Origin of the sequence: Bifidobacterium xylocopae, assembly GCF_003315615.1 — a bacterium.
Taxonomy (GTDB): domain Bacteria; phylum Actinomycetota; class Actinomycetes; order Actinomycetales; family Bifidobacteriaceae; genus Bombiscardovia; species Bombiscardovia xylocopae.
Genome location: NZ_PDCH01000005.1, coordinates 55,590 through 78,785, shown reverse-complemented (window position 1 = coordinate 78,785; position 23,196 = coordinate 55,590). Strand labels below are relative to the sequence as shown.

At 63.6% G+C, this 23,196-nt stretch carries 18 protein-coding genes and 1 tRNA gene; 6 read left to right on the top strand and 13 right to left on the bottom strand.

Features of this window, described 5'->3' with window-relative positions; translation table 11 throughout:
- Window positions 1-16 precede the first annotated feature (16 nt).
- The gene (gene metG / locus CRD59_RS03720; protein WP_113853252.1) at window positions 17-1,888 is read right to left on the bottom strand and encodes a methionine--tRNA ligase; all 1,872 of its coding nucleotides are present in this window, start codon (window positions 1,886-1,888) and stop codon (window positions 17-19) included.
- A gap of 700 nt (window positions 1,889-2,588) precedes the next feature.
- On the opposite strand from metG, the gene CRD59_RS03715 reads away from it, so the two are divergent.
- Entirely contained in the window at window positions 2,589-3,110 is a 522-nt protein-coding gene (locus tag CRD59_RS03715) for a hypothetical protein (RefSeq protein WP_127920935.1), read from the top strand.
- Window positions 3,107-3,478: a variant leucine-rich repeat-containing protein gene (locus CRD59_RS03710; protein WP_236632704.1), complete on the top strand. Its 372-nt coding sequence runs from the start codon at window positions 3,107-3,109 to the stop codon at window positions 3,476-3,478. The genes CRD59_RS03715 and CRD59_RS03710 overlap by 4 nt, the downstream gene beginning before the upstream one ends.
- 45 nt (window positions 3,479-3,523) lie before the next feature.
- Here CRD59_RS03710 and rsmI read toward each other — a convergent pair whose 3' ends face one another.
- A complete protein-coding gene (gene rsmI, locus CRD59_RS03705) occupies window positions 3,524-4,456 on the bottom strand; it encodes a 16S rRNA (cytidine(1402)-2'-O)-methyltransferase (RefSeq protein WP_236632708.1) in 933 nt (310 codons plus the stop codon).
- 235 nt (window positions 4,457-4,691) lie between these two features.
- Between rsmI and CRD59_RS03700 the strand changes: the two genes are divergently transcribed.
- From CRD59_RS03700 to CRD59_RS03690, 3 genes are all read left to right on the top strand, one after another.
- Window positions 4,692-6,338, top strand: a complete 1,647-nt coding sequence (locus CRD59_RS03700; RefSeq protein WP_407923106.1) for a dolichyl-phosphate-mannose--protein mannosyltransferase — start codon at window positions 4,692-4,694, stop codon at window positions 6,336-6,338.
- Between the two features lie 202 nt (window positions 6,339-6,540).
- Window positions 6,541-7,248, top strand: a complete 708-nt coding sequence (locus CRD59_RS03695; protein ID WP_113853278.1) for a DedA family protein — start codon at window positions 6,541-6,543, stop codon at window positions 7,246-7,248.
- Window positions 7,249-7,396: 148 nt separating this feature from the next.
- A tRNA-Ala gene (locus CRD59_RS03690) sits at window positions 7,397-7,469 on the top strand.
- A gap of 91 nt (window positions 7,470-7,560) precedes the next feature.
- On the opposite strand, the gene CRD59_RS03685 is transcribed toward CRD59_RS03690, so the two are convergent.
- The 3 genes from CRD59_RS03685 to CRD59_RS03675 form a co-directional block, all read right to left on the bottom strand.
- The gene (locus CRD59_RS03685; protein WP_113853249.1) at window positions 7,561-8,346 is read right to left on the bottom strand and encodes a TrmH family RNA methyltransferase; all 786 of its coding nucleotides are present in this window, start codon (window positions 8,344-8,346) and stop codon (window positions 7,561-7,563) included.
- A complete protein-coding gene (locus tag CRD59_RS03680) occupies window positions 8,343-9,080 on the bottom strand; it encodes a type I phosphoribosyltransferase (RefSeq protein WP_407923105.1) in 738 nt (245 codons plus the stop codon). The genes CRD59_RS03685 and CRD59_RS03680 overlap by 4 nt, the downstream gene beginning before the upstream one ends.
- A gap of 64 nt (window positions 9,081-9,144) precedes the next feature.
- A complete protein-coding gene (locus CRD59_RS03675) occupies window positions 9,145-10,524 on the bottom strand; it encodes a DNA recombination protein RmuC (RefSeq protein WP_113853248.1) in 1,380 nt (459 codons plus the stop codon).
- Window positions 10,525-10,715: 191 nt separating this feature from the next.
- Between CRD59_RS03675 and CRD59_RS03670 the strand changes: the two genes are divergently transcribed.
- Entirely contained in the window at window positions 10,716-12,569 is a 1,854-nt protein-coding gene (locus tag CRD59_RS03670) for a P-type ATPase (protein WP_113853247.1), read from the top strand.
- On the opposite strand, the gene clpB is transcribed toward CRD59_RS03670, so the two are convergent.
- From clpB to CRD59_RS03630, 8 genes are all read right to left on the bottom strand, one after another.
- Window positions 12,490-15,255 (bottom strand): ATP-dependent chaperone ClpB, encoded by a 2,766-nt coding sequence (gene clpB, locus CRD59_RS03665; RefSeq protein ID WP_113853246.1) that lies wholly within the window; start codon window positions 15,253-15,255, stop codon window positions 12,490-12,492. The genes CRD59_RS03670 and clpB overlap by 80 nt on opposite strands.
- A 199-nt stretch (window positions 15,256-15,454) precedes the next feature.
- Entirely contained in the window at window positions 15,455-16,273 is an 819-nt protein-coding gene (locus tag CRD59_RS03660) for a fumarylacetoacetate hydrolase family protein (RefSeq protein ID WP_113853245.1), read from the bottom strand.
- Between the two features lie 131 nt (window positions 16,274-16,404).
- Window positions 16,405-17,244: a YggS family pyridoxal phosphate-dependent enzyme gene (locus CRD59_RS03655; RefSeq protein WP_113853244.1), complete on the bottom strand. Its 840-nt coding sequence runs from the start codon at window positions 17,242-17,244 to the stop codon at window positions 16,405-16,407.
- 29 nt (window positions 17,245-17,273) lie between these two features.
- A complete protein-coding gene (locus CRD59_RS03650; RefSeq protein ID WP_236632707.1) occupies window positions 17,274-18,317 on the bottom strand; it encodes a glutamate--tRNA ligase family protein in 1,044 nt (347 codons plus the stop codon).
- 176 nt (window positions 18,318-18,493) lie between these two features.
- Entirely contained in the window at window positions 18,494-19,483 is a 990-nt protein-coding gene (locus CRD59_RS03645; protein WP_201736545.1) for a LacI family DNA-binding transcriptional regulator, read from the bottom strand.
- A 93-nt stretch (window positions 19,484-19,576) separates the two neighbouring features.
- Window positions 19,577-20,206 (bottom strand): 2'-5' RNA ligase family protein, encoded by a 630-nt coding sequence (locus tag CRD59_RS03640; protein ID WP_330849131.1) that lies wholly within the window; start codon window positions 20,204-20,206, stop codon window positions 19,577-19,579.
- The gene (locus tag CRD59_RS03635; protein WP_201736544.1) at window positions 20,203-21,408 is read right to left on the bottom strand and encodes an ABC transporter ATP-binding protein; all 1,206 of its coding nucleotides are present in this window, start codon (window positions 21,406-21,408) and stop codon (window positions 20,203-20,205) included. Before CRD59_RS03635 ends, CRD59_RS03640 begins: the two co-directional genes overlap by 4 nt.
- A gap of 2 nt (window positions 21,409-21,410) precedes the next feature.
- Window positions 21,411-23,168, bottom strand: coding sequence for an ABC transporter permease (locus CRD59_RS03630; RefSeq protein WP_113853240.1), 1,758 nt, complete (start codon window positions 23,166-23,168; stop codon window positions 21,411-21,413).
- Window positions 23,169-23,196: the final 28 nt, after the last annotated feature.

The window sequence follows — 23,196 nt, the reverse complement described above, 5'->3', positions numbered from 1 at the left end:
GGGGCAGGCGGAAGGCTTAGGCCCGACCGCCCTGAAGCTTGGCCTGTTCAGCCTGGTAGCGGGCCCGGGCCTTGGCCTTGCGTTCGTCCAGCTGTGCCTGGAAGCGCTCCAGCTCCTCCTGCACGGCCTCCTTGGGGATCTTGGCGAAAATGGGCACTGGCTTGGGCACCGTGGCGCCGACCCGGACAGGCTCACTCTGCCAGGGATGGACCGTACGGCCCAGCTCGTAGTCACCGGTGATGATCGGGTAGGAGAATCCCGGTTTGTCGAGGTCGTCCACCCGTTCCACCTTCGGCAGCGGGGAGAACACACCCTCGCCACCCAAGGCCTCCCAGACCTTCTGCGCCGAGTGGGGCAGGAAGGGCGCCAACAGGTGGTTGGCGTCGGAGACGGCCTGCGCGGCCGTATGCAGGACGGCGGCAAGACGCTCCGGATCATCCTTGATCTTCCAAGGCTCGGTGGCGGAGATGTACTTATTGATGTCGCCGACCAGGCCCATGGCCTCGCCGAGCGCGGCCTTCTGCCGCTGGCGGTCAATCAATGAGCCGACGGTGCCGAAGGCGGCGCTCGCCTCCTCCAGCAGGGCACGGTCACGCTCGTCCAGTTTGGCCTCGTTGGCTTCGGGGATGGCGCCGAAGTTCTTATGGATCAGGTTGGCCACCCGGTTGACCAGGTTGCCCCAGGAGGCGGCCAGCTCCTCGTTGTTGTGACGCACGAACTCGGCCCAGGTGAAGTCCGCGTCCGAGGACTCGGGGCCGGCCACGGAGATGTAGTAACGCACCGCGTCCACCTGATAGCGTTCCAGGATGTCCTTGACATAGATCACGATGCCGCGCGAGGAGGAGAACTTCTTGCCCTCCATGGTCATGAACTCGGATGCCACCACCTGCTCGGGCAGGTTAAGCTCGCCGAACCGGCCGGGCTCACCACCCTTGGAGCCCTTGCCGTCGTAGGCGAGAAGCTCTGAGGGCCAGATCTGGGAGTGGAAGGTGATGTTGTCCTTGCCCATGAAGTAGTAACCCAGGGCCTGAGGGTCGTTCCACCACCGTTTCCAGGCTTCGGGTTCACCCGTCCGGCGGGCCCATTCGATCGAGGCCGACAGATAGCCGATGACTGCGTCGAACCACACGTAAAGCTTCTTGTTGGGGTTGTCGACCCAGCCGGCCACGGGCACCGGTATGCCCCAGTCGATGTCGCGGGTGATGGCACGCGGCTTGACCTCGCGGAAGAGACCCAAGGAGAAGTTCAGCACGTTGGTACGCCAACCCTCACGGGTCCTGAGCCAGGCTTCGTTCGCCTGCGCCAGCGCGGGCAGGTCCAGGAAGTAATGCTCGGACTCCTCGAAGCGCGGGGTCTCGCCGTTGATCTTGGAGCGGGGGTTGAGCAGCTCGTCCGGGTCCAGCTCGTTGCCGCAGTTGTCGCACTGGTCGCCCCGGGCGCCCTCGTAGCCGCAGATGGGGCACGTGCCCTCGATGTAGCGGTCGGGCAGTGTGCGGCCCGTGGAGGGTGAGATGGCCACCTTCTGCGTGCCCTTGTAGATGTAACCATTGGCCAGGCACTGTTTGAAGAGCTCCTGTACCACCCGTTCATGGTTGCCGGTTGTGGTGCGTGTGAACAGGTCATAGGACAGGCCCAGGTCGCACAGGTCCTTGACGATGACCTTGTTGTAACGGTCGGCAATCTCCTGGGCGCCCAAGCCCTCGGCCTCGGCCTCCACCAGAATCGGGGTGCCGTGCTCGTCCGTGCCGGAGACCATGAGCACGTCGTTGCCCTTCATGCGCTGGTATCGGGCATACACGTCCGAAGGCACGCCGAAACCCGCGACATGGCCGATATGGCGGGGGCCGTTCGCGTAGGGCCAGGCGACGGAAACAAGAATTCTGCTCATGCCCTTCACTGTATCGGCTCTAGCGTACAAAGGGCGGAATGTCGCGGCCCTTAGGGGGTGGGGGAATCGCATCCTCGCGCTGGTTCAATCATCAGGCGGCCGTCCCTTGCCTCAGCTTATACACAGCCGGCAAGGTCCGCACCGGCACTTGTCCACAATCACCTCCGGCGGAGCATGTTCGGAGTGACTTGTGAACAAACAGCAGCGGGCGGGCCCCCTCCATCCACACGGCAACCGGATGACGGTGGACCGGTGACCCCGGCCATCCACTTCCCCACGCAAACGCCGCTCCCGCTCGCCGCCGGCGGGATGCCCCATCTACGGTCAGGGCATGGAAACCAGCACGCAGGCGAAGCCCGACACCAGGACAGCCACCTTGGCCAGACCGACGGTTCGGCATGAACCAGAGCCGCCACCCACCGCGCCACCAGAACGCCCACGTACCCATGCCCGGACCCCGGTCCAACGCCGACCGCAAGGCCGGCCGCCCGCAACCCGCCGCCAGCAGGTGCCACGTAGGACCTGGACCCAAGGCACCTTCGAGCAACTGCTTGCCGGGGATGAAACCGGGACTGCAGCAACACGTGCCCCGGCATCAATCCCCCGGCGCCGGCTTCCACAAGCACACCCACAGCAACGCAACGAGACGGCCCGTCAGGCCCCGGAACCGCCGCTGCCGGACCTGATCGAGCTCAAGCGGATGCCGGGTCCGAACAGCATGCGTTTCCTGATAGCCCACGGCCTGTTGGAGCCTCTTGACCCCTCCTGCTCCTACCTGCACGAGCGCGCCGGCGGCATCTTCGGCCGCGCTTCGATCGTCACACCGCTTCTGCCTTACGGGGCCGCCGCCAGCAATGGACTGGCGCATTGGGTATGGACCGGCGGCGCTTTCCCTCCCTACATCGACATCATCTCCAGCTCCCACTTCCGAACCCCGGTCCACGGCCACATCATTCGTGTCCATAACCGCCGCCTGCCCACCGAGCACATGATGAAACTGGGCGACCTGTGGACCACCTCCCCATTACGCACGGCCTGCGACCTGGCCTGCGAGCCCCCGGGGCGAACCGGCGAGGACGGCAAACTCGCCGGCCTGCACACGCTGATGGAACGTTACCAGGTGTCCTGCGGCGCCTGCCTGAACCTGCTGGCCGACAACCCCCGCTGGCCAGGCCACTCCTTGGGCATCGAGGCCTTCCAGACGTTGAGGAGAATCCTGTGAGGCCGTTCCGCCCGGCCTTCCGGCGGCGGGGCAAGCGCAGGGAGTCGAAGGACAAACTCACGCTTTTACAGGAGCGCATGGGAAGGGTCGAAGCAGGAGGGTCCGGCCCGATCCACACCAGAGCGGAGGATGCCCCCGATCCCCCCAAGCCCCCGCTGGTACTGACGCCCGCCCTGGCTTGCGATCCGGACACAGATCAGGACATCCTGTGGCATATAGCCAGGGAGGTACCCGAACTGCGGCGGTGGCTGCCGGCCAACCCCCGGGCCACACCGGAACTCCTGGAGACCGTCTCCCAGCTGGGCGGGCCCGGGGTGGCACACTCGTTGGGGCTGCTGCTGGACTACCTGGATGCCAGGCAGCCCTAGGCTCGACTCAGCCGACGACCGACACGGCCACCGCTCTTCCCCGCCTTATTCCGTCTTGCCCTGCAGGGCAAGAGCCGCTGAATACACGGCCTTGCGCTTGGGGATCGACCCGTCCGGCAGTGGATGCTCGGCCACAACCTGGGCTATGGCCTCCTTGACACGCACGCCCTCCCGTCGCGAACGCTCCAAGGCCAACCGTGCCAGGGCCTCCTCGGAGAGCGCTTCCGGTGCGGCTTCGGCCGCCTCCTCGCGCGAGGCACCGGCCAACACCAGAACAATCTCCCCCCGAGGAGGATTTTGTTGGATAAAGTCACGTATTTGCCCCAGGCTCCCACGCTCCACCTGCTCGTACACCTTTGTCAGCTCCCGGCACAAGGCCATCCGCCGCTCAGGTCCGAAAGCCTCCACCAGACTCTCCACTGATGCCGGCAGGCGCCGGGGCGACTCATAGAAGACCATGGTGCGCCGCTCACCTCGCAAGGTACGCAGGTACTGGCGACGCTCCCCCTCCTTGCGCGGCAGGAAACCCTCGTAGCAGAAGCGATCAGTGGGCAGACCGGACAGGGCCAGGGCGTCAAGCACCGCAGACGGCCCGGGGGCGCACGTGACCGGCAGCCCACGCTCGATGGCCCTACGCACAATCGCCAGACCCGGATCGTTGATCGTGGGCATACCCGCGTCGGATACCACCAGCACGCAGGCGCCGGCCTGAACCTGATCCAGGATGGGGTCGGACTGCTTGCGCTCATTATGGTCGTGATAGGCAATCACCCTACCGCCGACGCGCACACCCAGGCGGTTGGCCAGGTCATACAGCCTGCGGGTGTCCTCGGCGGCCACCAGGTCCGCGCCCTCCAGCAGATCCTTCAACCGTTGCGAAGCATCACCGGTATTACCGATCGGGGTGGCCGCCAGGACGACGGTCCCGGCAGGCAGGTCCGGACGCGAGCCCTGCTCCTGAACAGCTGTCGGACCCATATGCCCGCCCGCCCCATTGCCGGCCGGCATGATTCCAACCGGCCGGTCCCCGCCAGCGAGCACCATCCGGCGCTCCTGCGACATGTCTTGTGTCGATTCCCGCTGCTCCTCGTTCATGCTCCCAGTATCGCCTAGGCTGAAGATGATGACCAGCTCAGACCCTCTTTCTTCGCAGCATCGCTCCCGTCGGCGCCTTCGGAGGCGCACAGCCGCAGGCGAACGCCTGGCCCAAGCCATGCATCTGCCCGATCCGCGCCGGCTCAGCCCGCACATCCTGGGCTGGCTGGGGCCGGCATGCATGGCCCTCTTCGCCGGTCTCCTGCGCTTCGTCCGCCTGGGTTCGCCGCATGCGGTCGTGTTCGACGAGACCTACTACGTCAAGGATGCCTGGACCATGCTCATGACCGGCGAGGCCCGCGACTGGCCCGACAAGGTGGGCCCCCGACAGCTGCCGGTCGACCAGCTCTTCGCCCAGGGCGACACCGACCACTGGCTGGGTTCCGCCGAGTACGTGGTCCACCCGCCCGTCGGGAAGTGGTGCATAGCCCTGGGCTTGAAACTGTTCGGCGGCGCGGGCAACCCCTTCGCCTGGCGGGCGGCCACGGCCCTGGCGGGCACCATTGCGGTGCTGATCCTGTGCCGGGTGGCGCTGCGGCTCTTCCACAACCTGCCGATCGCGCTGATGGCCGGCTTCCTGCTCTCCATCGACGGCCTGGGCCTGACCATGAGCCGCACCGGATTGCTGGACAATTTCATCATGGTCTTCGCCCTGTCCGCCTTCGCCTGCCTGTTGGCCCACCGCGACTGGGCCCGCGATCGCCTGCACAGGGCCTACGCACGCGACAGCGCCGACCCCGTGGCCCCATTCGTTGAGCGAGCCAATCGGCCCGGAAGACTGTTCAGCCATCCGCCCGGCCACCGGCGGCATCGCGTCCCTACCGGCTCCCCACTGGTACTGGATTCATCCGGACCATTCATCGCATGTTCCTGGTGGCGTCTGGGTGCAGCGGTCCTACTGGGGCTTGCGACCGGAACCAAGTGGTCAGGCGCCTACTTCTTCGCGGTCTTCGCTATCCTGTCGGTGCTCTGGGACGCTTACGAGCGCCGCCGGGCCGGCTACCGGGGTTGGCTGGCCGCCGGTGTCTTCAAGGACGGCCTGCCCGCCGCCGCATACATGGTCCCCGCCTGGGCCGCCACCTACCTGGCCTCATGGGCCGGCTGGCTCGCCCATACGGATGGCTACCTACGCGACTGGGCCGCCACCCACCCCGGCCAGGGCCAGACCTGGCTCCCACCGGCCCTGCGCTCATTAGTGGAGTATCACCAGGAAATGTGGCGTTTCCACACCAGCCTGGACACCCCCCACCCGTATATGGCCAATCCGCTCACGTGGCCCCTGCAGATCCGCCCCACCTCCTTCTACTGGCAGGAGCTCCCTGACCGGCCGGGCCTATGCACCCTGAGTCCGGGGACAGACTGCGTGGCCTCGGTCACTTCCCTGGGCAATCCAATCCTATGGTGGCTGGCCTGCGTCTGCTGCTTCCTGGGCCTGCTGGTCGCCCTCCTCTTCCGCCGGGGGGACTGGCGCTACCTGGCGGTCATCTCGGGCCCACTGGCCGGATGGCTGCCCTGGGTGCAATACCTGCACCGCACCACCTTCACCTTCTACGCGGTCGTCATCCTCCCCTGGATGATCCTCGCGGTCTGCTACCTGGCCGACTGGCTTCGGCTCAACCTGCCCACGCATGCATACCGGCGAACCTGTTCCGTCGCCCTGTGGACCCTGGGCCTGGTCTCGCTCTTCTTTTATCCGGTCTGGACAGCGCTGCCGGTGCCCTACTGGTTCTGGGCCATCCATATGTGGCTGCCCTCCTGGGTCTGAGACCGGAGTGCCGGGCGACATCGAACGGAACTGATCAAGCCGCTCCCGGGACCCCGCTTGTAACCCCCTCGCGCAGGCTTGCGGCAGCAGCCTCCCGGGGCCGTCACCTCTTGCTAAAGTATGTGGGGTTTGTCAATGGTTGGCCGGCCGGCGCCGCATGAATGGCGGCGCACGGGCCGATGATGATGGGATTTCGCCGCGTATGCGCTTTGTCAATTGGATCATCGAATTGCTGAAGGACCCCAGGTCCGCGATCGCCTCCTGGATCGCCATGGGTCTGGTACCCACCTATTCCTTCATCTTCCTGATCATCTTCATCGAGACCGGCGTGGTCTTCATGCCCTTCCTGCCCGGCGACTCCCTCCTGTTCGCGGCGGGCGTCTTCGCGCACGACCCCAAGTCCGGCATGGGCCTGGACATCCTGCTGCCGGTGGTCTGGGCCGCGCCAATCCTGGGCGACCAAAGCAACTATTTCATCGGCCACTTCTTCGGCCAGGCCATCCTGCGCTCAGGCAAGGTCAAGGCCATGACCCCGGAACGCATCGCCACAACCGAGTCGATGATCGACAAGTGGGGGCCGCTGGCCGTCTTCCTTGGCCGGTTCTTCCCCTTCATCCGCACCTTCATGCCCTTCATCTCGGGACTGTCGGGCATGCGTTGGTCCCGCTTCACGCCCTTCTCGGTCCTGGGCGGGCTGGTCTGGTCCTCGCTCTTCACGCTCCTGGGCTTCTTCTTCGGCGGCATCCCGGCCGTCCAGGAGCACTTCGAGCTGATCATCGTCCTGATCCTGCTGATCTCGGTCCTGCCGACGGTCATCGGCCTGCTCAAGGCCAGATTCGGCCGGAAGAGGCCCGCAGCCGAGCCGGGAGCCGGGGAAGCCACCACGGACGCGACCGAATCCGACAAGTAAGTCCACGCCCGAACCCACACCCGAGCCCGGCGAGTGACCCGATTGGCATGCCCCGCGAGGGCCAGGCGCGCCGCGGCCCGGGGTTTTGCGTTTGGCCGGGCCTCGCGCTAAAGTAGCTGAGTTGCTCGGCCACGGTCGGGCAATGCTTGGGGCTGTAGCTCAGTTGGTAGAGCGCTTCGTTCGCATCGAAGAGGTCGTGGTTTCGATTACCATCAGCTCCACATTTCATCTTCAAGGAACCCGAAGATTCGTCCTTGCACCCTCCTGGCATGAATCCTGAATACACCTTGCCAACGGGCCATCTTCCACCAATCAGTCCCCGTTGCCGGGGATGGACATGTGCTGCGCCACCCACGCATGCATGGCCACCGCTGCGGCGGCGCCGGCATTGATGGAACGGACCGAGCCGAATTGGGAGATATAGACGACGTCATCAGCCAGGTCAAGGGCGGTCCGGGTCAGGCCGGGGCCTTCCGCACCGAAGAGCATGAGGCAGCGCTCGGGAAAGGAGTAGGTCTCGATCGGGACAGCGCCGGGGATGATGTCCAAGGCGATGACACGGGCGGCGGCGGCCGCTTGTGCGGCGGACTCCAGGCGGACTCGTTCGGCGGCCGAACCCGCGTTCAAAGCTTGCGCCTGCAGGCTTTCAGCCTCCTGTGCCAGTTCCCGCTTCCAGGCGGCGACCAGCTCGCCGACACAGGGATGGTGGTCAACATGCTGGTAGAGCTCGGTCATGAGAGCACCCTTGCGGTTCCACTTGTGGGGTCCGACGATGTGGACGCGGCGGGCGCCGAAAGCGTTGGCGGAACGCACCATGGAACCGATGTTGAAGTCGTGGGTCCAGTTCTCCACAGCCAGCTCGAAGCCGTGGCGGCCCCGCTGGTCCAGGTCGGCGCGGATGGCCTCCACCGTCCAGTAGCGGTAGCGGTCCAACACGTTCCGCCGGTCGCCCTGGTCCAGCAGCTCCGGGTCGTAGCGGGGGTCGGCCGGCTCCGGCTCCCCCGGGTGCTCCTCGGCCCAGGGCCCTACTCCCACCTGGCGAAAGACCGGCTCCCCGGATTCCATTGCGGCCTTGGTGATTGGGTTCGGCTCCCTCACCGTTGCGGCTCCGAAGCGGCGGCCGGGGAGAAGAGACGCTCGTCGTAGGCGCAAATGAAAGGCAGGGTGCGGCGGGAATCATCCACAGGGTCGATCAGTTCGAGTTTCGTTCGCAAAGCCCGGGCCGTCGGACCTCCACCGGCCTGGGCGCCATCCATGCCGCCGCCGACTCCGCCGACCAGCGAGGCGACGGCGACCAGCTCGGCACCTTCCCGGCTCACAATCCCGCAATCCAGGCTCAGCTCGTTGCCATGGCGGAGGGTGACCAGTGAGGAGGTCTGCACAAATGACTTCTCACTCAACCAGGCGTCAAGCAAGACCACCCGCTTGCCCTTGATCGAGGGCCCTTTGATCGAGGGATAGACGAAATCCATGACGAATGCATCCAAATCCTGCCCGCGTGATGCGGCGGCGTGGAGCATGGCGTCCGCAAACGGCACGGCGGCTGCGGTCAGCGCCCCCACAGCATCGAAATCGTCGGTGGAATACCCGGCGTCCTCCAGGGTATCCAGCAGCACATGCCCGGCGAGCTCAGCCCCCTGGTGGTCAAAGGACACGCCTGCCAACTCGGTGAAAGCCCGCCCGTCGATCTCGTGGCTGAGCATGGCACCCAATTGCTCGCGGGGGTCTGCAAACCCGTGGGCATCATCCACCGCATCCTCCCGAAGCCCATCGGCCCCGGTCAGCCGGAATCCCCCGCGCGCGCGACCCGTCTCCTGATCCAAAGCATCCATACCGTCACCCTATCGCAGCGTCCGAATCTCCCTACCGCCGCCAGACTGGCGGCGTTCCCTTACCTCACACGAATGCAGAGGGGGCATCGCTCTGGTTGTCGGCGGAGTCGGCCTGGGTTTCGGGAGCGGTGAGTTCTCGGATGTCGGCTTTTTCCGGGTCAATCATGTCCACGGGTGCGATGATCGTGGCGGGATCCACGTTTTGCAACTTACGAGCGGTGGGGAGGACTCTCGACTCCAGGGTGCCGGCGAACTGGTTGTATGCCTTGACCGTGCGGGATATGGATGCGCCCAAGGCGCTGGCCCGCTCCCCCAGCCTGGCGAAGCGGCCGTAGAGCTCACGGGTCAGGGTGAAGAGGCGCTTGGCGTCGTCGGTCAGGTTCTGCTGCTGCCAGGCGTAAGCCACCGACTTGAGCACGGCCCACAGGGTGACCGGCGAGGTAAGAGCCACCTTCTGGGCGAAGGCGTCGTCCATCAGGGTTGGATCAGCCTCGAGCGCCGCCTGCAGCAGGGACTCGCTGGGGATGAAGGCCACCACGAAGTCGGGCGCGGTCTCGAAGGCATTCCAGTACTCCTTGTCCGCCAAAGCCTTGACGTGGTCGCGCAGGGCCTTGGCATGCGCCTTCAGCAGTTCCTTCTTGCGGGCCAGTTCGTCATCGGACGCCGTGTCGGGAATCCCGCATGCCCGCTGGTAATCGGAGAAGGGGGCCTTGGCATCGATCGGTATGGTCTTGCCGCCAGGCAGGTGGACCACCATGTCGGGTCGCAGGGTCCTGCCGTCGGCGGCCTTGACGACCACCTGGGTGTCAAAGTCAACATGCTCCAGAAGTCCGGCGGACTCCACGATGTTCTTGAGCTGTGCCTCGCCCCATGAACCGCGCACCTTGTTGTTGCGCAAGGCCGATGCCAGTGAGCTCGTCTCCTTGTCCAACCGCCCCTGTTGTTCGCCCAGGGATTTTAGCTGCTGCCCCAGGGCGCCCATCTCCTGCTTGCGCCCCTCCTCGATCTGGGTCACCTTGCGCTGCAGGGCGTCCAGGTTCTTCTGCACAGGCGCAAGCGCGGAGAGAACCTTGCTCTGCTCCTGCAGGGTCTTGGCCTGCTCCTGCCGCTTTTGCTCCTCACGCGCCCGAGCCTGCTCACGCTCATGTTCCAGGCGGATCTGCTCGGCCTGTTGTGCCTGGGCCAGCTGTGATTTGGCGAAAGCCAATTGCTCGTTGACCCCTTCGTATTGGGCCCGGTACTGGGCCACCAGCTCCTGGGACTGAGCCAGTTGGCCACGCAGTTCGGCCAGCTCGGCCTCGGACCGGTCCCCTAACTGGCCCTGTGCCACCCGCCAGTCGCCGCGGCCCCGGGACTTGCCCACGACGTAACCCACGTAGCCGCCGACCGCCAGGGCGCAGGCCACGGCAAGAATCAGCACAATCATTGAAAGAGCATCGAACATATGTTCTAGCCAACCATCAGCGCTGGACCGCCGACCCGGGCCTCCACAATTCGTACGTTCCGCAAGGAATCCGCGTAGGATGCCCACTTGGGCCCGGTTCTGGGGGAGAATGGGAGCAGCGAAGATGACAGTACGCTTTGCACCGGCTTGGCAGGATCAGCAACGCCCGCTCCCTGCCGTGAGGAGGCTCCGTGGGAATCGACATTTTTCTGGCGATGGGCGACATACTGGTCGCCGCGGCGCTCACCTGGCTCATAGTCTGGTATTTCCTGGGCCCGCTCAGCCACGGCGACGTCCATACCGTACCCCTGCAGAGCCCCGCCGAAGCCCCATCCTCCTCGGGGACCGCCGGCAAAGCGGACCTGGAGGCACGACTGGCTTCCCTTGGAACCTTGCGCCGGCATATGGTCCGATTGACGGTGATCGCCGCGGTTCTGACCGCACCGGTCCTGGCCATCGACCTGGCCGACAGGCTGGCACCCGGCTTGCTGCCCGACTGGCTGACCAGCCCCTGGATTCAGGCCATCCTGATCACGCCAGTCATCTTTTACTGCGGCAAACCCATCTACCAGGAAGGCTGGGGGCGGATGAAGGACCGCCGAACCGACGTCAACTCCCTGCTGACCATCGCCACCACCCTGGCCTATGCATACAGCCTGGCCGCCTGCGCATTGCCCGCCCTGCTGCCCGAAGGCTCCCGGCAGCCCTATTTCGATGTGGTCGGTGTCGTCGTGACCTTGGCCCTGTTCGGCAGGGCATCCGAGCTGAGCGTGCGGCTGGTCGCCATGAGCGGCCGGCTGGACGGGAACAGGCAATCGGACGGACAGCCCGCCTTCAACCGCTTGGTCTCGGCTGCAATCAACGCGAGCTCCTCCGCCCAGGAGCAGGTCGACCTGCTCATTGCCCGGGCCGAACCCATGATCATGATCGTGGCCGTATGGACCTTCATGCTCTGGCTCCTGGCAGGCCCTCAGCCACACCTGGCACATGCGGTGGCCAACGCCGTCGGCGTGCTGGTCATCGCCAGCCCCACCGCCCTGGCGATCGCGATCCCACTGTCCTTCCGTGCCGCTTTGGGCGCAGGCCTGGAACATGGGATACTGGTCACCTCCCCCGGTGCGATGGGACGGCTGGCCGCCACCAGGGTCGTCGTCATGGACGAATCCGCCCTGCCTACGGGCGAGAACCTTTCGGCCGGGGGAACCGCATCTACCCTGCTGGCCCGGACCGCCACCCATCTGCGCAGCCTGGGGGTCAGCAGTGTGGTCATGGACCACCGCAGCGGTTCCGACCCGAACCAGGACCCCGTGGAACGGGCCGCCCGCCAAGCCGGCGTGGACACCTTGTTCACCGGCGTGGACGCAAGACGCAAGGCCCGCTGGGTCGGCCTGCTCGTCCAGGACCTGAACCGGCAGTCCGCACAGGATGTCCGGCGAAAGAAAGGCCAGAAGAGACCAGGGCGGCTGGCGTTCGCGGCAGCCGGCGAAGCCGAACCGCAAGCCCAGTGCGCCGCTCAGGTCCATGTCCGCATGGGCTCGGAACCCAACCCGCCTGAGCCGGAAAACACCGCGGTCAACTCGGCGAATCGGCCGGAAGAGGCAACCCCCGACCTGCTATTGGAGAGCGGGGACCTTGGCGGCATCGCCCGATCCATCGACCTGGCGCGGGCCACCCGCCGGACCATCAACGGCAATCTGGGCTGGGGCTACGCATACAACACCGTCGCTGTCCTACTGGCCACCGGCCTGACATACCCGCTCTTCGGCTGGATGCTCAACCCGATGGTCGCACCCATCGCCACCGTGATCGCCGCCCTGCTTCCGATCATGAACATCCACCGGCTGGGGCGACTCAGCAGGCTGGGCAGGCGGTGGAAGGCCCTGGCCGAAGCCAAGCCCGAGCAGCTTCCGACGCTGGCGGCCCACCGCCCGCAGGTGATCGCGGACGGGGGCCGTCAATCCCCGATCAGGAGCGAGAGTCCGGACCGTCCGCAGGGTTCATCGGACCTGGCGCACCCTGACCAGCCGGACCGGACCCGTCAGTAGCGATATCGTCCACACTCACGTCACCATCCACCAACGTGTCGGTGGGCCAGGCCGTGAGTTCAAGATGCTCGCCACCGGTCTGGTCAACCAGCACCGTGTCCCCGTCGTGGACCTTGCCGGCCAGGAGCATACGCGCCAGCTGGTCACCCACCTCGGTCTGCACCAGGCGGCGCAGGGGCCGGGCGCCATAGGCCGGGTCATACCCCATGTTGGCGAGCCACTCCCTGGCCGAGTCTGTCACGTCAAGCGTGATCCGCCGGTCGGTCAGCCGGGCGGCCACCTGCTTGACCTGGATGTCGACGATGCCGCCGAGCTCGTCTCGCGTGAGCGGCCGGAAGATCACCAGGTCGTCCAGACGGTTGATGAACTCGGGCTTGAAGGCCGCGTGCACCGCGTCCATCACGGCCTTGCGCTTGGCATCCGCATCCAGGTCGTCATTCACCAGGAACTGCGAACCCAGGTTGGAGGTCATGATCAGGATCGTGTTCTTGAAGTCCACGGTCCTACCCTGCCCGTCAGTCAGCCTCCCATCGTCGAGCACCTGCAGGAGGATGTCGAAGACCTCCGGATTGGCCTTCTCCACCTCGTCGAAGAGCACCACGGAGTATGGCCGGCGACGCACCGCCTCCGTAAGCTGCCCGCCTTCCTCGTAGCCCACATATCCAGGGGCCGCGCCAATCAGCCGGGAGACCGAAGCCTTCTCCATATATTCGGACATGTCGATGCGGACCATGGCCTTCTCGTCGTCGAAGAGAAAGTCGGCCAAAGCCTTGGCCAGCTCGGTCTTGCCAACGCCGGTGGGCCCCAGGAACATGAAGGACCCGGTCGGCCGATCGGGATCGGAGATGCCGGCCCGCGAGCGCCGTACGGCGTCGGAGACCGCGTGGATGGCCTCCTTCTGCCCAATCACCCGCTTGCCCAGCTGGTCCTCCATATGCAGGAGCTTCTCATTCTCGCCCTGCATCAGTCGCCCCACAGGTATGCCGGTCCAGTCGGCCACAATCTCCGCCACCGAGTCGGCGTCCACATGGTCGGGGACCATGGGCTCCCGCGCGGGCCCACCAACCGGATCGGCTGCATCCGCAGCGGCAGCACCGCCGGCGTTCGCCGTCTCCTTGGCCTTGTCCGCCGCGTTCTCGGCTTCCGCCAACTGCTTGCGGATGGTCGGCATCTCGCCGTACAGGATGCGTGAAGCCTTTTCCAGGTCGCCTTCGCGGGTGGCCTTGTCGGCTTCGACCCTCTTGGCATCCAACTGGGCGCGCAGGTCGCCGACCTTGTTGTGCCCGGCCTTCTCCTGCTCCCAGCGGGCCTTGAGGCCGGAAAGCCTCTCCCGCGTATCGGCCAATTCCGCCTGGAGCTTGGCCAGGCGATCCTTCGAGGCCGGGTCGTCGGCCTTTTTAAGCTGCATCTCCTCCATTTCCAAACGGGTCACCTTACGTTGGAGCTCGTCGATCTCCTCGGGCTGCGAGTCCAGTTCCATACGCAGGTGGGCGGCGGCCTCGTCGACCAGGTCGATGGCCTTGTCCGGGAGCTGACGGCCGGAGATGTATCGGTTGGAGAGCGTGGCGGCGGCCACAAGCGCGTCATCACCGATGGTCACCTTGTGGTGGGCCTCATAACGCTGCTTGAGCCCGCGCAGGATGGCCACCGTGTCCTCCACCGAAGGTTCACCTACGAACACCTGCTGGAAGCGGCGCTCCAAGGCGGGGTCCTTCTCGATGTTCTCCCGGTACTCGTCCAGGGTGGTCGCACCGATCAGGCGGAGTTCGCCGCGGGCCAGCATGGGCTTGAGCATGTTGCCCGCATCCATGGAGCCCTCGGAGGCCCCAGCGCCCACGATCGTATGTATCTCGTCGATGAAGGTGATTATCTGCCCGTTGGCGGACTTGATCTCATTCAGGACAGCCTTCAGCCGCTCCTCGAACTCACCCCGATACTTGGAACCAGCCACCATGGAGGAGAGGTCCAGCGAGATGAGCTTCTTGCCTTCCAATCCGGTCGGCACATCACCGGCCACGATCCGCTGGGCCAGCCCCTCGACCACGGCGGTCTTGCCCACTCCGGGCTCGCCGATCAGCACCGGATTGTTCTTGGTTCGCCGGGAAAGGATCTGGATGACGCGCCTGATCTCCTGATCACGCCCTATCACCGGATCGAGTTTGCCTTCCCTGGCCTGGGCGGTCAGGTCTGTCGAGTACTTCTCCAGAGCCTTGTAGGTGCCTTCCGCGTCCGGACTGGTGACCTTGGCCCCGCCGCGCACCTTCGGCGTGGCCTGGCGCAGGGCCTCGGGGGTCACACCGGCCTGCCCGAGGATGTCGGCGGCCTGGGAGGGGACCACCGCAATCGCGATCAGCAGATGCTCGGTGGAGACGTACTCGTCCCCCATCGCCCCCATCTCCTTTGATGCCTGGGCCAGGGCCATGGTCAGCTGCCGGCTGGCCTGCGGCTGGGCGGACGTGGACCCTGTGGCCGAAGGCAGCGCCACCAGGGCGTTGCGTACCGCTGCACCGATCCGCTGACTGTCGCCGCCTGCCGCTTGCACCAGGGCGGGGACCACGCCCGACTGCTGCCGCAGGAGCGAATCCAGCAGGTGGAGGGTATCCACCTGCGGGTTGCCTGCCGCCGAGGCCGACTGAATCGCATCGCCAATGGCCTGCTGGGCCAGTGTTGTGAAGTTCTCTTCCATGTTTCCTCCGCTCACTCCGGCGGCGCCGCGCACACACGCCGCCGCTCGCTGTCCTTATCTGCTATATCCAACAGCGGGAGGAATACCCATATTCCCAAACTTGAGCCATTCTGGCTCAGGTTTTTAAAAAGGCCGTAGAACGTCGGTATTCCAACGCTCTACGGCCCTACTTCAGTCCTACTGTGGCCCTGTCGCCGCCCTATTCCCGCTCGCCGATGACCACATTGCGCAGGGAGCCTATGCCTTCGATCGTCACCGTGGCCTCGTCGCGCGAGTGCAGCTGGCCGGAGGCGGAGGGGGTGCCGGTCATGATCACATCGCCGGGCAGGAGGGTGGCGAAGGAGGAGATGAAAGCGATCTGCTCGGGGACGGAGTGGATCAGGTTTGCCGTGGAGCCGGTGGCCTCGGGCACGTCCTCGCCATTGCGCTGGAAGGAGATGCCGGCGTTCGCCCAGTCAAGCTCGGTCTCGATCCAGGGGCCGAGCGGGCAGGAGCTGTCGAAGCCCTTGGCCCTGGTCCACATGGGATCGGAGCCCTGGAGGTCGCGCAGGGTCAGGTCGTTCACACAGGTATAGCCGAGTACGTAATCCATGGCATCGTTCTTGGCCACCCGGCGCGCCATGCGCCCTATCACCACGGCCAGCTCGGGCTCGAAGTTCATGTCCTGACTGTAAGAGGGCAGCACGATGGGATCGTCGGGGCCGATCACCGAGGTGGACGGCTTCATGAACACGGTCATCTGCTCGGCCGGCTGCGGTTTGATGTCCGGATTGCCTGCTGCGATCGCCTCCGCATGGGCCCGGTAGTTGAAGGCCAGCCCGTATATCTTCGACGGAATGACCGGCGCCAGCAGACGCACACCATCCGCATCGAGCGGGTAGCGTTGCCCGGTGGGTTCCACCTGCCCCGCCAGCGGATACCCCCTCAGCTCCACCAGGTAATCCTTGCCATCGTTCGCATCGCGCTGAACGAAGGCATAGTGCGGTGTGTCATTGATTGAAAAACGTGCGATTCTCATAGGCCCAGTCTAGCGGCAAGCAGGGCCGGCGCGGCCCAGGAAACCCCCCGGACAATTGGGTCACGCCCCGTTCCGACCCCCGAAACGCACGGCAAACGGGTACCACGGTGCCGACGCAGGCCGAACAGAGGTCAAATGAAGGCCCGCTCGCCGAAGATGGCCGTCCCCACCCGCACGATGGTGGACCCCTCGGCTATGGCGTAGGAGAGGTCGTGCGTCATGCCCATGGAGAGGTCGGTGCAGGAGGCGGTGCCGGGCTCGCCGGAGTTGCGAATCTGATCGCGCAGACCGCGCAGGTGGGCGAAGCCGGCGCGGATGGTGGACTCGTCGTCCACGTGGGCGCCGATGGTCATGAGTCCGGTCAGCTTTACTCCAGGCATGGCGGCGATGGCGTAGGCCATATCTGCCGCCTCCTCCGGGGCGCAACCCGACTTGGCTTCCTCGCCCGACTCGTTGACCTCCAGCAGGATGCCCATAGTGCGGCCCAGCGTCTCGGCCTTACGCGAAAGCTTCTCGGCCAAGGCCAGCGTATCCACCGATTCCACGGTATCCACAGCCGGCATGACCTTGTTGATTTTGTTGGATTGCAGCTGCCCAATCAGATGAAAGCCCACACGAGCACCAGCCGCCGCGCCCCCGCCGGCCTCGCCGCCCTCAGCTGCGGCAGCAGTCCCGAGTGCCAGACCCGCCTGGGCGCAGCGCTGGGCCAACCCATCGGCCTTGGCCACGACCTCCTGGGGCCGATTCTCACCAATCAGACGAACACCGGCGTCAATCGCAGCCATGATTTCACCCACATCGCGGGTCTTGGTGGCGGCCAGCAGCTGCACGGAGCCCGGTTCGCGCCCGGCTGTGGCCTCGGCCTGGGCGACCTGCTCGCGCACCCGCCGCACCGCGTCGCCGATCTCGCGCGCCCGCTCGCCAGGAATCTCCTGGTTGCCCAGGTCTTTGTGGTCCATATACGCTGCCATACTCGCCGCCCTCGCTTCCGCCCTATCGCTTATTGCACTCTAATCCCGGCGGCCGCCAAAGCCTCGTGCGTCAGCAGGCGGTCCTCCAGGTTTGCCCGCACCTGCTCCCAGGAGAAGCGCGGCAGCAGGGAGCTCGGACTGGCCGGCTCAGGCCGTTCGGTCAGCCCCAGCAGCCAGGCGCACAGGCCCACCACCTGCTCGGGTGCCACCCCGGCCTCGCGCAGGGAGCCCAGGTCGAGGGAGCCAAAACGCTTGGACATCCGCCGCCCGTCGGCCCCGTCCACCAGCGGCAGGTGCGCCCATTCCACCTGGGGCACTTTCGTGTCCTCAATACTTACAGTTCGCATGGAATTCGCAGGGCCGCCTTCCCTCTGCCGAAACAGGAGCCGCCGCCGAACCCAGAGCTGTATAGCTGTGGAACGCAACAGATCCCGCCCACGCACCACCTGACTTATACCCATTTCCAGGTCATCCACGCTTACCGCCAGCTGGTAGGAGACCAGCCCGTCCGAGCGCAGGAGCACCACGTCACCCACCTGCCGGGGCAAATCATAGGATTGCAAACCATAGACTTTGTCCCGGAATTCGCAGATCGAGCCGAACCGGCCCTCGTCCGGCACCGCGATCCGAAAGGCATGCCGCCGCCCGGCCTCCACCCGCTCCCGGGCAACGGACGGCGGCAGCCTCCGGCAGGTTCCGGGATACACAATGAACCCATCACCCTCGTTGGGCGCTGAAGCCGCGCGAATATCGGCCCGAGAGCAGAAGCATGGATAAATCAGGGTCCGTAGGGCAGTATCCACCCCCACGACCGGCCTGGCCTCTTCCAAACGGAGGCTCTGTGCTTCCAGCCGTCGAAGCGCCTCCCGGTAAAGATCAACCCTCTGCGATTGGTAGACAACCGGCCCGTCCCAGTCCAACCCCAACCAAGCCAGATCGTCCTGAATCCACCGGTCGGCATCGGGGACCACACGTGGCCCATCGATATCCTCGATCCGCAGGCGCACCAGCCCGCCGGCGGCGCGCGCTCCCAGCCAAGCGGCCAGGGCCGCGTACGCGTTGCCGATATGCATCCGCCCCGTTGGCGATGGCGCGATGCGTCCGATTACATGGTTCTGCCCCACTGGCTGATTCACACACGCCACCCTTCGCTGATTGACCCCCACAGCTGAGCGAGAATTATGCATTTCAGTACCATGCACCCCCAAGCTGCATTCAAAACATCGTCAGATGTGCATCCGATGGTGCTTCAATCGCTGGTCTGCGCCATCCCCAAGGTCCGGCCTTTGACGAACCGTCCCGGAACCAATATTTGTGCGGTTTGTGCATGCTCTTCATTCATATGTCGGCTCATTAGTTTAATAGCAGCATGGGCTAGCTCATCGACCGGCTGTTCAATGGTGGTTAACCCCAGAAGGGACGAACGATAGGCTCCTATACCGTCAAAACCTGTAACCGATACATCTTGTGGACAGCGCAGGCCGGAAATGTTGAGATATTCCAATATCTGCAAAGCCATTTCATCGCTCCCCGCCATGATGGCAGTGACACCGTCAGCAAGCGCTCGATCAACCTGCCGACCCAGCTCATCAACACCGCCCTGCTCAGAGAACGATACGATGTAGGTATCGGTTTTGGCCACAACCAATTCAGTGAGGAAATTCGCCGTCCTGGCGTGGAGCGTGGACGCCAGCGGGTCTTCCGAAGCGGTTACCGCTATACTCCTGTGCCCATGGTCAACGACCCGGCGGGCCAGCCCAGCCTCCATGTGTGGATCAATCCTGACGGAACTCAAAGAAGGCAGTTCCAAACCAGTACCCAAGACCAGGCTGGGCACAAATCGAGCCGAGTATTCGGCGGCTTCGGCAGCCACCCTGCCCGAGGCGATGACAATGCCTCCCACACCGTGCCCCAAAAGATTACGTACGGCACGCTCTTGGCTTTCCAGAGTGTCCCCACCAGCCGTGATCAACAAATCAAAACCATAGCGATCGGTTTCGGCCTGGATACGCGAAGCCAACCCACCATAGAATTGATTGCCTGCATCTCGAATCAGCAGACCTACAGTATTCGACTGGGACGAGGCCAGGGAAACCGCACCCAAGTTACGGACGTAGCCCAAGCGCTCAGCGGCATCCAGTACGGATCGGCGAACCTTGTCGCTCACAGTTGGATGGCCGTTCAAGGCACGCGAAACGGTGGCCGGAGAGACCTTCGCCTCTCGGGCTATGTCGGTCATGCTTACCCGATGCCTGCGTTCCACGTCGCTTTCCTATCGCTCTCCAGGGGGGGGGGGGCATTCGCTCAATACCCGCCCCCCTTCGCCACACGCTCAGGAGACTTTGGGCTTCAGAGGCCAGCTGTGCAAGCGGTCAAAGCGAAAGACTCCCTCATCAGGATACTGGTTGACTGCTACCAAATGCATGGAATCCACTACCATGGACTGCGGTTGGCACACCTGGTCAAGCACTTTCTGAATATGTGTATCATTCTCTTGCCCAGTGTCCGCCGTACAGTAGGCAAAGGTATAATGAGGGCCGAAAGGCGGGTCAGTCAGAGCCGTCTGGAAACCAGCCCGTCCTAAAGCCGTCCGGATCGCATCAACCAAATTGTCCCATCCCCTTCTTGGGGTGCCGAAAGCTTCGACGGCTTCACCATGAACCCGAGGGAGAGAGAACCCCAGCTTAAACTCAGAAACCGACTGGGCTGCGGCATCCAATGCTCCCAGAAAGGAAAGCCACTGATCTTCGCTCAACTGATCCCGGTATAGATTCAGGCGTTGGAGGGTCACGTGCAGATATTGGGGTGGCTGCAAGGCGATTCCTTCCCAATTTCCGAAAGCGCTGCCCTCCCTTTCTGTCGCTTCGATGACAGATTCGCCAGAATCGGGTAAGGCATATAGATGCAAGGCTCCTTCCCGTCGGGGCCAGCGGGTGTCAGGGCGGTCGAAGAAACGCCTCATCTGGCAACCCCGTTTCTCTTACCGGGCACAGCCCAGAGAGCAGGTGTCTCCAAGGCACACGCAACAGTCGTCCCAGACCGAACGGGGACCCGGGACCCCGGCCCCGAACCGGTAAGGATACCCGCCGCTGTCTCTACCTGATAATGAACAACCTCGCCATCGAAAGCCGAGGAAACGACCTTGCCTTCCACGCTATGTCCAGGTACCGGATTACCGACCATCAGGTTCTCCGCCCGAATGACCACATCCGCATCGCCGCCAACAGCAATGCCTGGCACACCATGGACATCAAGCTCTCCCAAGGGAGTTTCCACACGGTAGAGACATGCAGGCGGCAAACCATCCTCAATATGATCGGGGTCGGCCGAAACCTCCTCCAGCACCTTACCGACCCTGCCGGCAATGAAGCCGCCCGTCCCCAGGAAAGAAGCCACAAAACGGTTGATTGGACGATGATAGATGCCCCACGGGCTTCCAACCTGCTCAACCTTCCCTGCAGACATGACTACAACCACATCCGACATGGTCAGCGCTTCGGATTGGTCGTGAGTAACGAAGATAGCCGTAAGGCCCAAATTGCGTTGGAGCTCACGAATTTCACCGCGCATCTTGACCCTAAGACGGGCATCGAGGTTGGACAACGGTTCGTCGAATAGGATGATTTTAGGCTCCATGACCAGGGCACGAGCCAGGGCGACCCGCTGCTGTTGTCCACCCGAGAGCTGGTGTGGATAGCGGTCCGCGTACTGTTCGATGCCCATCATCGACAACGCCTGATCCACTTTCTTGGCGCGCTCCTCCTTATTCATCTTCTTTATTTTCAGACCGAACTCTACATTGCCGCGTACGCTGAGATGCGGGAAGAGCGCATAGGATTGGAAAACCATCGACATGGGTCGCTTATCGGCGGTCACGTCCAGAATGCTTTGACCATCAAGAAGGACATCACCCTCAGTAGGCTGCTCAAAGCCCGCAATCATCCTCAGCGTCGTGGTCTTGCCGCAACCGGACGGACCGAGCAGCGTGACGAATGTTCCTGGCTCGATGACCAGATTGGTATCATCCACTGCACGGAAATCACCCTTTTTTGAACGATAGACTTTGGTGATTCCTTTCAGCTCCAAAGCACCTGCCTGGACGGAAGCCAAAGGAGCGGGTGAGGCGGGCTTGCCACTGTTATCCGACATATGCATCTGTGTCATAGTTAGGACCTCTTGGAATGGTTGAGTTGACGAAGAAGAATGTTAGCCAGTCCCAGGACGACCAGGACCAGGATGATAAGCAGGCTGGAATACGCGAATGCGTTGCCGAAGCGGCCGGCATCCACCTCATCCAGGATTTGCGAAGTCATGACCTTGGTCTGCGGGGTGGTAATGAAGATGATTGCTGTGATTGTCGTCATGGATTTCGTGATTGCATAGGTGATTGAAGTCACCAGAGCCGAGCTCATCAGGGGGAGCGTCACCTTCCTCACTGTTTGGAGGGGACTGGCACCCAAGGAGGTGGACGCCTCCTCGACTTGGGGATTGATTTGTTGCAAGGCGGATATGAACGCCTGCTGACCAGTAGGATCTCCACGCGCGATGAACACCATGACGATGGCGATGGCGCCACCTCCGACCGCCAAACCTCCTGCCAATGGCGGCAGTACCTCATAATCAAAGAGAACTGTGCTCTCCGAGTACGCCAGGGCGAACCCCAGACCCAGCACCGTACCGGGGATGGCGATACCCAGCATGCCCCACAAATCCAAAATCCGGCCGAAGCGGGGAAAATGACGGACCACCAGCCATGCGATTGCCAGTGCCAACAAGGCCGCTATGGGTGCGGCTAGCAGCGTCAGCAAAAGAGTTGTTCCAATTGCGTCTGATCCCAATCGGTGCACAAAAATGAAATGCTCCCAAGTAAAACCGTTGTCCACTCCCAGAATCTTGACAAAACCACCTACAAAGAGAGAGAGATAGACCATCAGGACCAAGGCAATCCATAGACAGGCGATGACCAGCATGGGCACAGTCACCGTCTTCGACGTGACTGGCTTGAGGGACCCAGTCGGTTTGCCCGTAACGGTCACCACGGATTTCTTGTTGGCCCAGTACTTTTGTATGAAGAACACCGTTAACGCCGGCACTAGGAGCACCAACGCTACTCCAGCGGCCCCAGAAATGTCACCCGAACCAGCTACAGCGAAATAGATCTGACTGGCTAGCACCCGATAGTCACCACCAATGACCAGAGGGTTGGCCAGGTCGGCGATACCCTCGACAAAGAGCACCAAAAAAGAGGAGAGCATTGCTGGCAGCACCATGGGGACGGTTACCTTGAAAAGGGTCTTGAACTCGGACGCCCCCAAGCTAGAGGCGGCCTCAAACGTCGCCGGATCCAGATTCTCAAACATCCCCTTGATGTTCAGGTATGCAACTGGCGTAAACGTCATGGTCAGCACTGTGACCAGACCAGGCAACCCATATATATTGAACTCCAGCCCAAAAAGGCCGTTGGTGACCATCCCCCGCTTGCCGAACAGGGTGATGATTGCTGTCGCCGCCGCAAAAGGAGGAGAAATGGTGGGCAACAGGGTCAACCAATGCATGGCCTTCTTGCCAGGCATTTGGATGAATGTTTCCACATAAGCACAAACGAACCCTATGAACGTCCCAATAAGGCCAACCAGCAAACCCAGAACTATGCTGTGCCAGAATGTCTCCGCATGATTAGCGAAAGCACCGGCCATCGCCGTCCGTCCGGCCGGGCTGAAAGCCGATACCAATAATTTGACGACCGGTAGTCCCAAGACCAACGTCAACACTACGACGACTCCGGCCAGAATTACCCAGACAGAAGCGCTTTCACGCGGTTTGGATCGGTTACTCCCGCTATGGCGGGAGGGGTCCTTACCCCTCACCGGAGCCCCATCTGCACCAGACGGCGCGGCGACGGCAGCAATCACAGCATTTGCCATATATACCCATCCCCTTTCCACAAATCCG

What these genes read in the sequence shown, in the direction of transcription:
- CRD59_RS03635 (WP_201736544.1), bottom strand. Translation starts at nt 21,408, where the DNA reads ATGACACAGATGCATATGTCGGATAACAGTGGCAAGCCCGCCTCACCC.
- CRD59_RS03695 (WP_113853278.1), top strand. Translation starts at nt 6,541, where the DNA reads ATGCGCTTTGTCAATTGGATCATCGAATTGCTGAAGGACCCCAGGTCC.
- CRD59_RS03640 (WP_330849131.1), bottom strand. Translation starts at nt 20,206, where the DNA reads ATGAGGCGTTTCTTCGACCGCCCTGACACCCGCTGGCCCCGACGGGAA.
- CRD59_RS03675 (WP_113853248.1), bottom strand. Translation starts at nt 10,524, where the DNA reads ATGTTCGATGCTCTTTCAATGATTGTGCTGATTCTTGCCGTGGCCTGC.
- CRD59_RS03630 (WP_113853240.1), bottom strand. Translation starts at nt 23,168, where the DNA reads ATGGCAAATGCTGTGATTGCTGCCGTCGCCGCGCCGTCTGGTGCAGAT.
- rsmI (WP_236632708.1), bottom strand. Translation starts at nt 4,456, where the DNA reads ATGGGTCCGACAGCTGTTCAGGAGCAGGGCTCGCGTCCGGACCTGCCT.
- CRD59_RS03655 (WP_113853244.1), bottom strand. Translation starts at nt 17,244, where the DNA reads ATGGCAGCGTATATGGACCACAAAGACCTGGGCAACCAGGAGATTCCT.
- CRD59_RS03660 (WP_113853245.1), bottom strand. Translation starts at nt 16,273, where the DNA reads ATGAGAATCGCACGTTTTTCAATCAATGACACACCGCACTATGCCTTC.
- clpB (WP_113853246.1), bottom strand. Translation starts at nt 15,255, where the DNA reads ATGGAAGAGAACTTCACAACACTGGCCCAGCAGGCCATTGGCGATGCG.
- CRD59_RS03700 (WP_407923106.1), top strand. Translation starts at nt 4,692, where the DNA reads ATGCATCTGCCCGATCCGCGCCGGCTCAGCCCGCACATCCTGGGCTGG.
- CRD59_RS03650 (WP_236632707.1), bottom strand. Translation starts at nt 18,317, where the DNA reads ATGCATATCGGCAACGCGTACGCGGCCCTGGCCGCTTGGCTGGGAGCG.
- CRD59_RS03645 (WP_201736545.1), bottom strand. Translation starts at nt 19,483, where the DNA reads ATGACCGACATAGCCCGAGAGGCGAAGGTCTCTCCGGCCACCGTTTCG.
- CRD59_RS03715 (WP_127920935.1), top strand. Translation starts at nt 2,589, where the DNA reads ATGCCGGGTCCGAACAGCATGCGTTTCCTGATAGCCCACGGCCTGTTG.
- CRD59_RS03680 (WP_407923105.1), bottom strand. Translation starts at nt 9,080, where the DNA reads ATGGATGCTTTGGATCAGGAGACGGGTCGCGCGCGCGGGGGATTCCGG.
- metG (WP_113853252.1), bottom strand. Translation starts at nt 1,888, where the DNA reads ATGAGCAGAATTCTTGTTTCCGTCGCCTGGCCCTACGCGAACGGCCCC.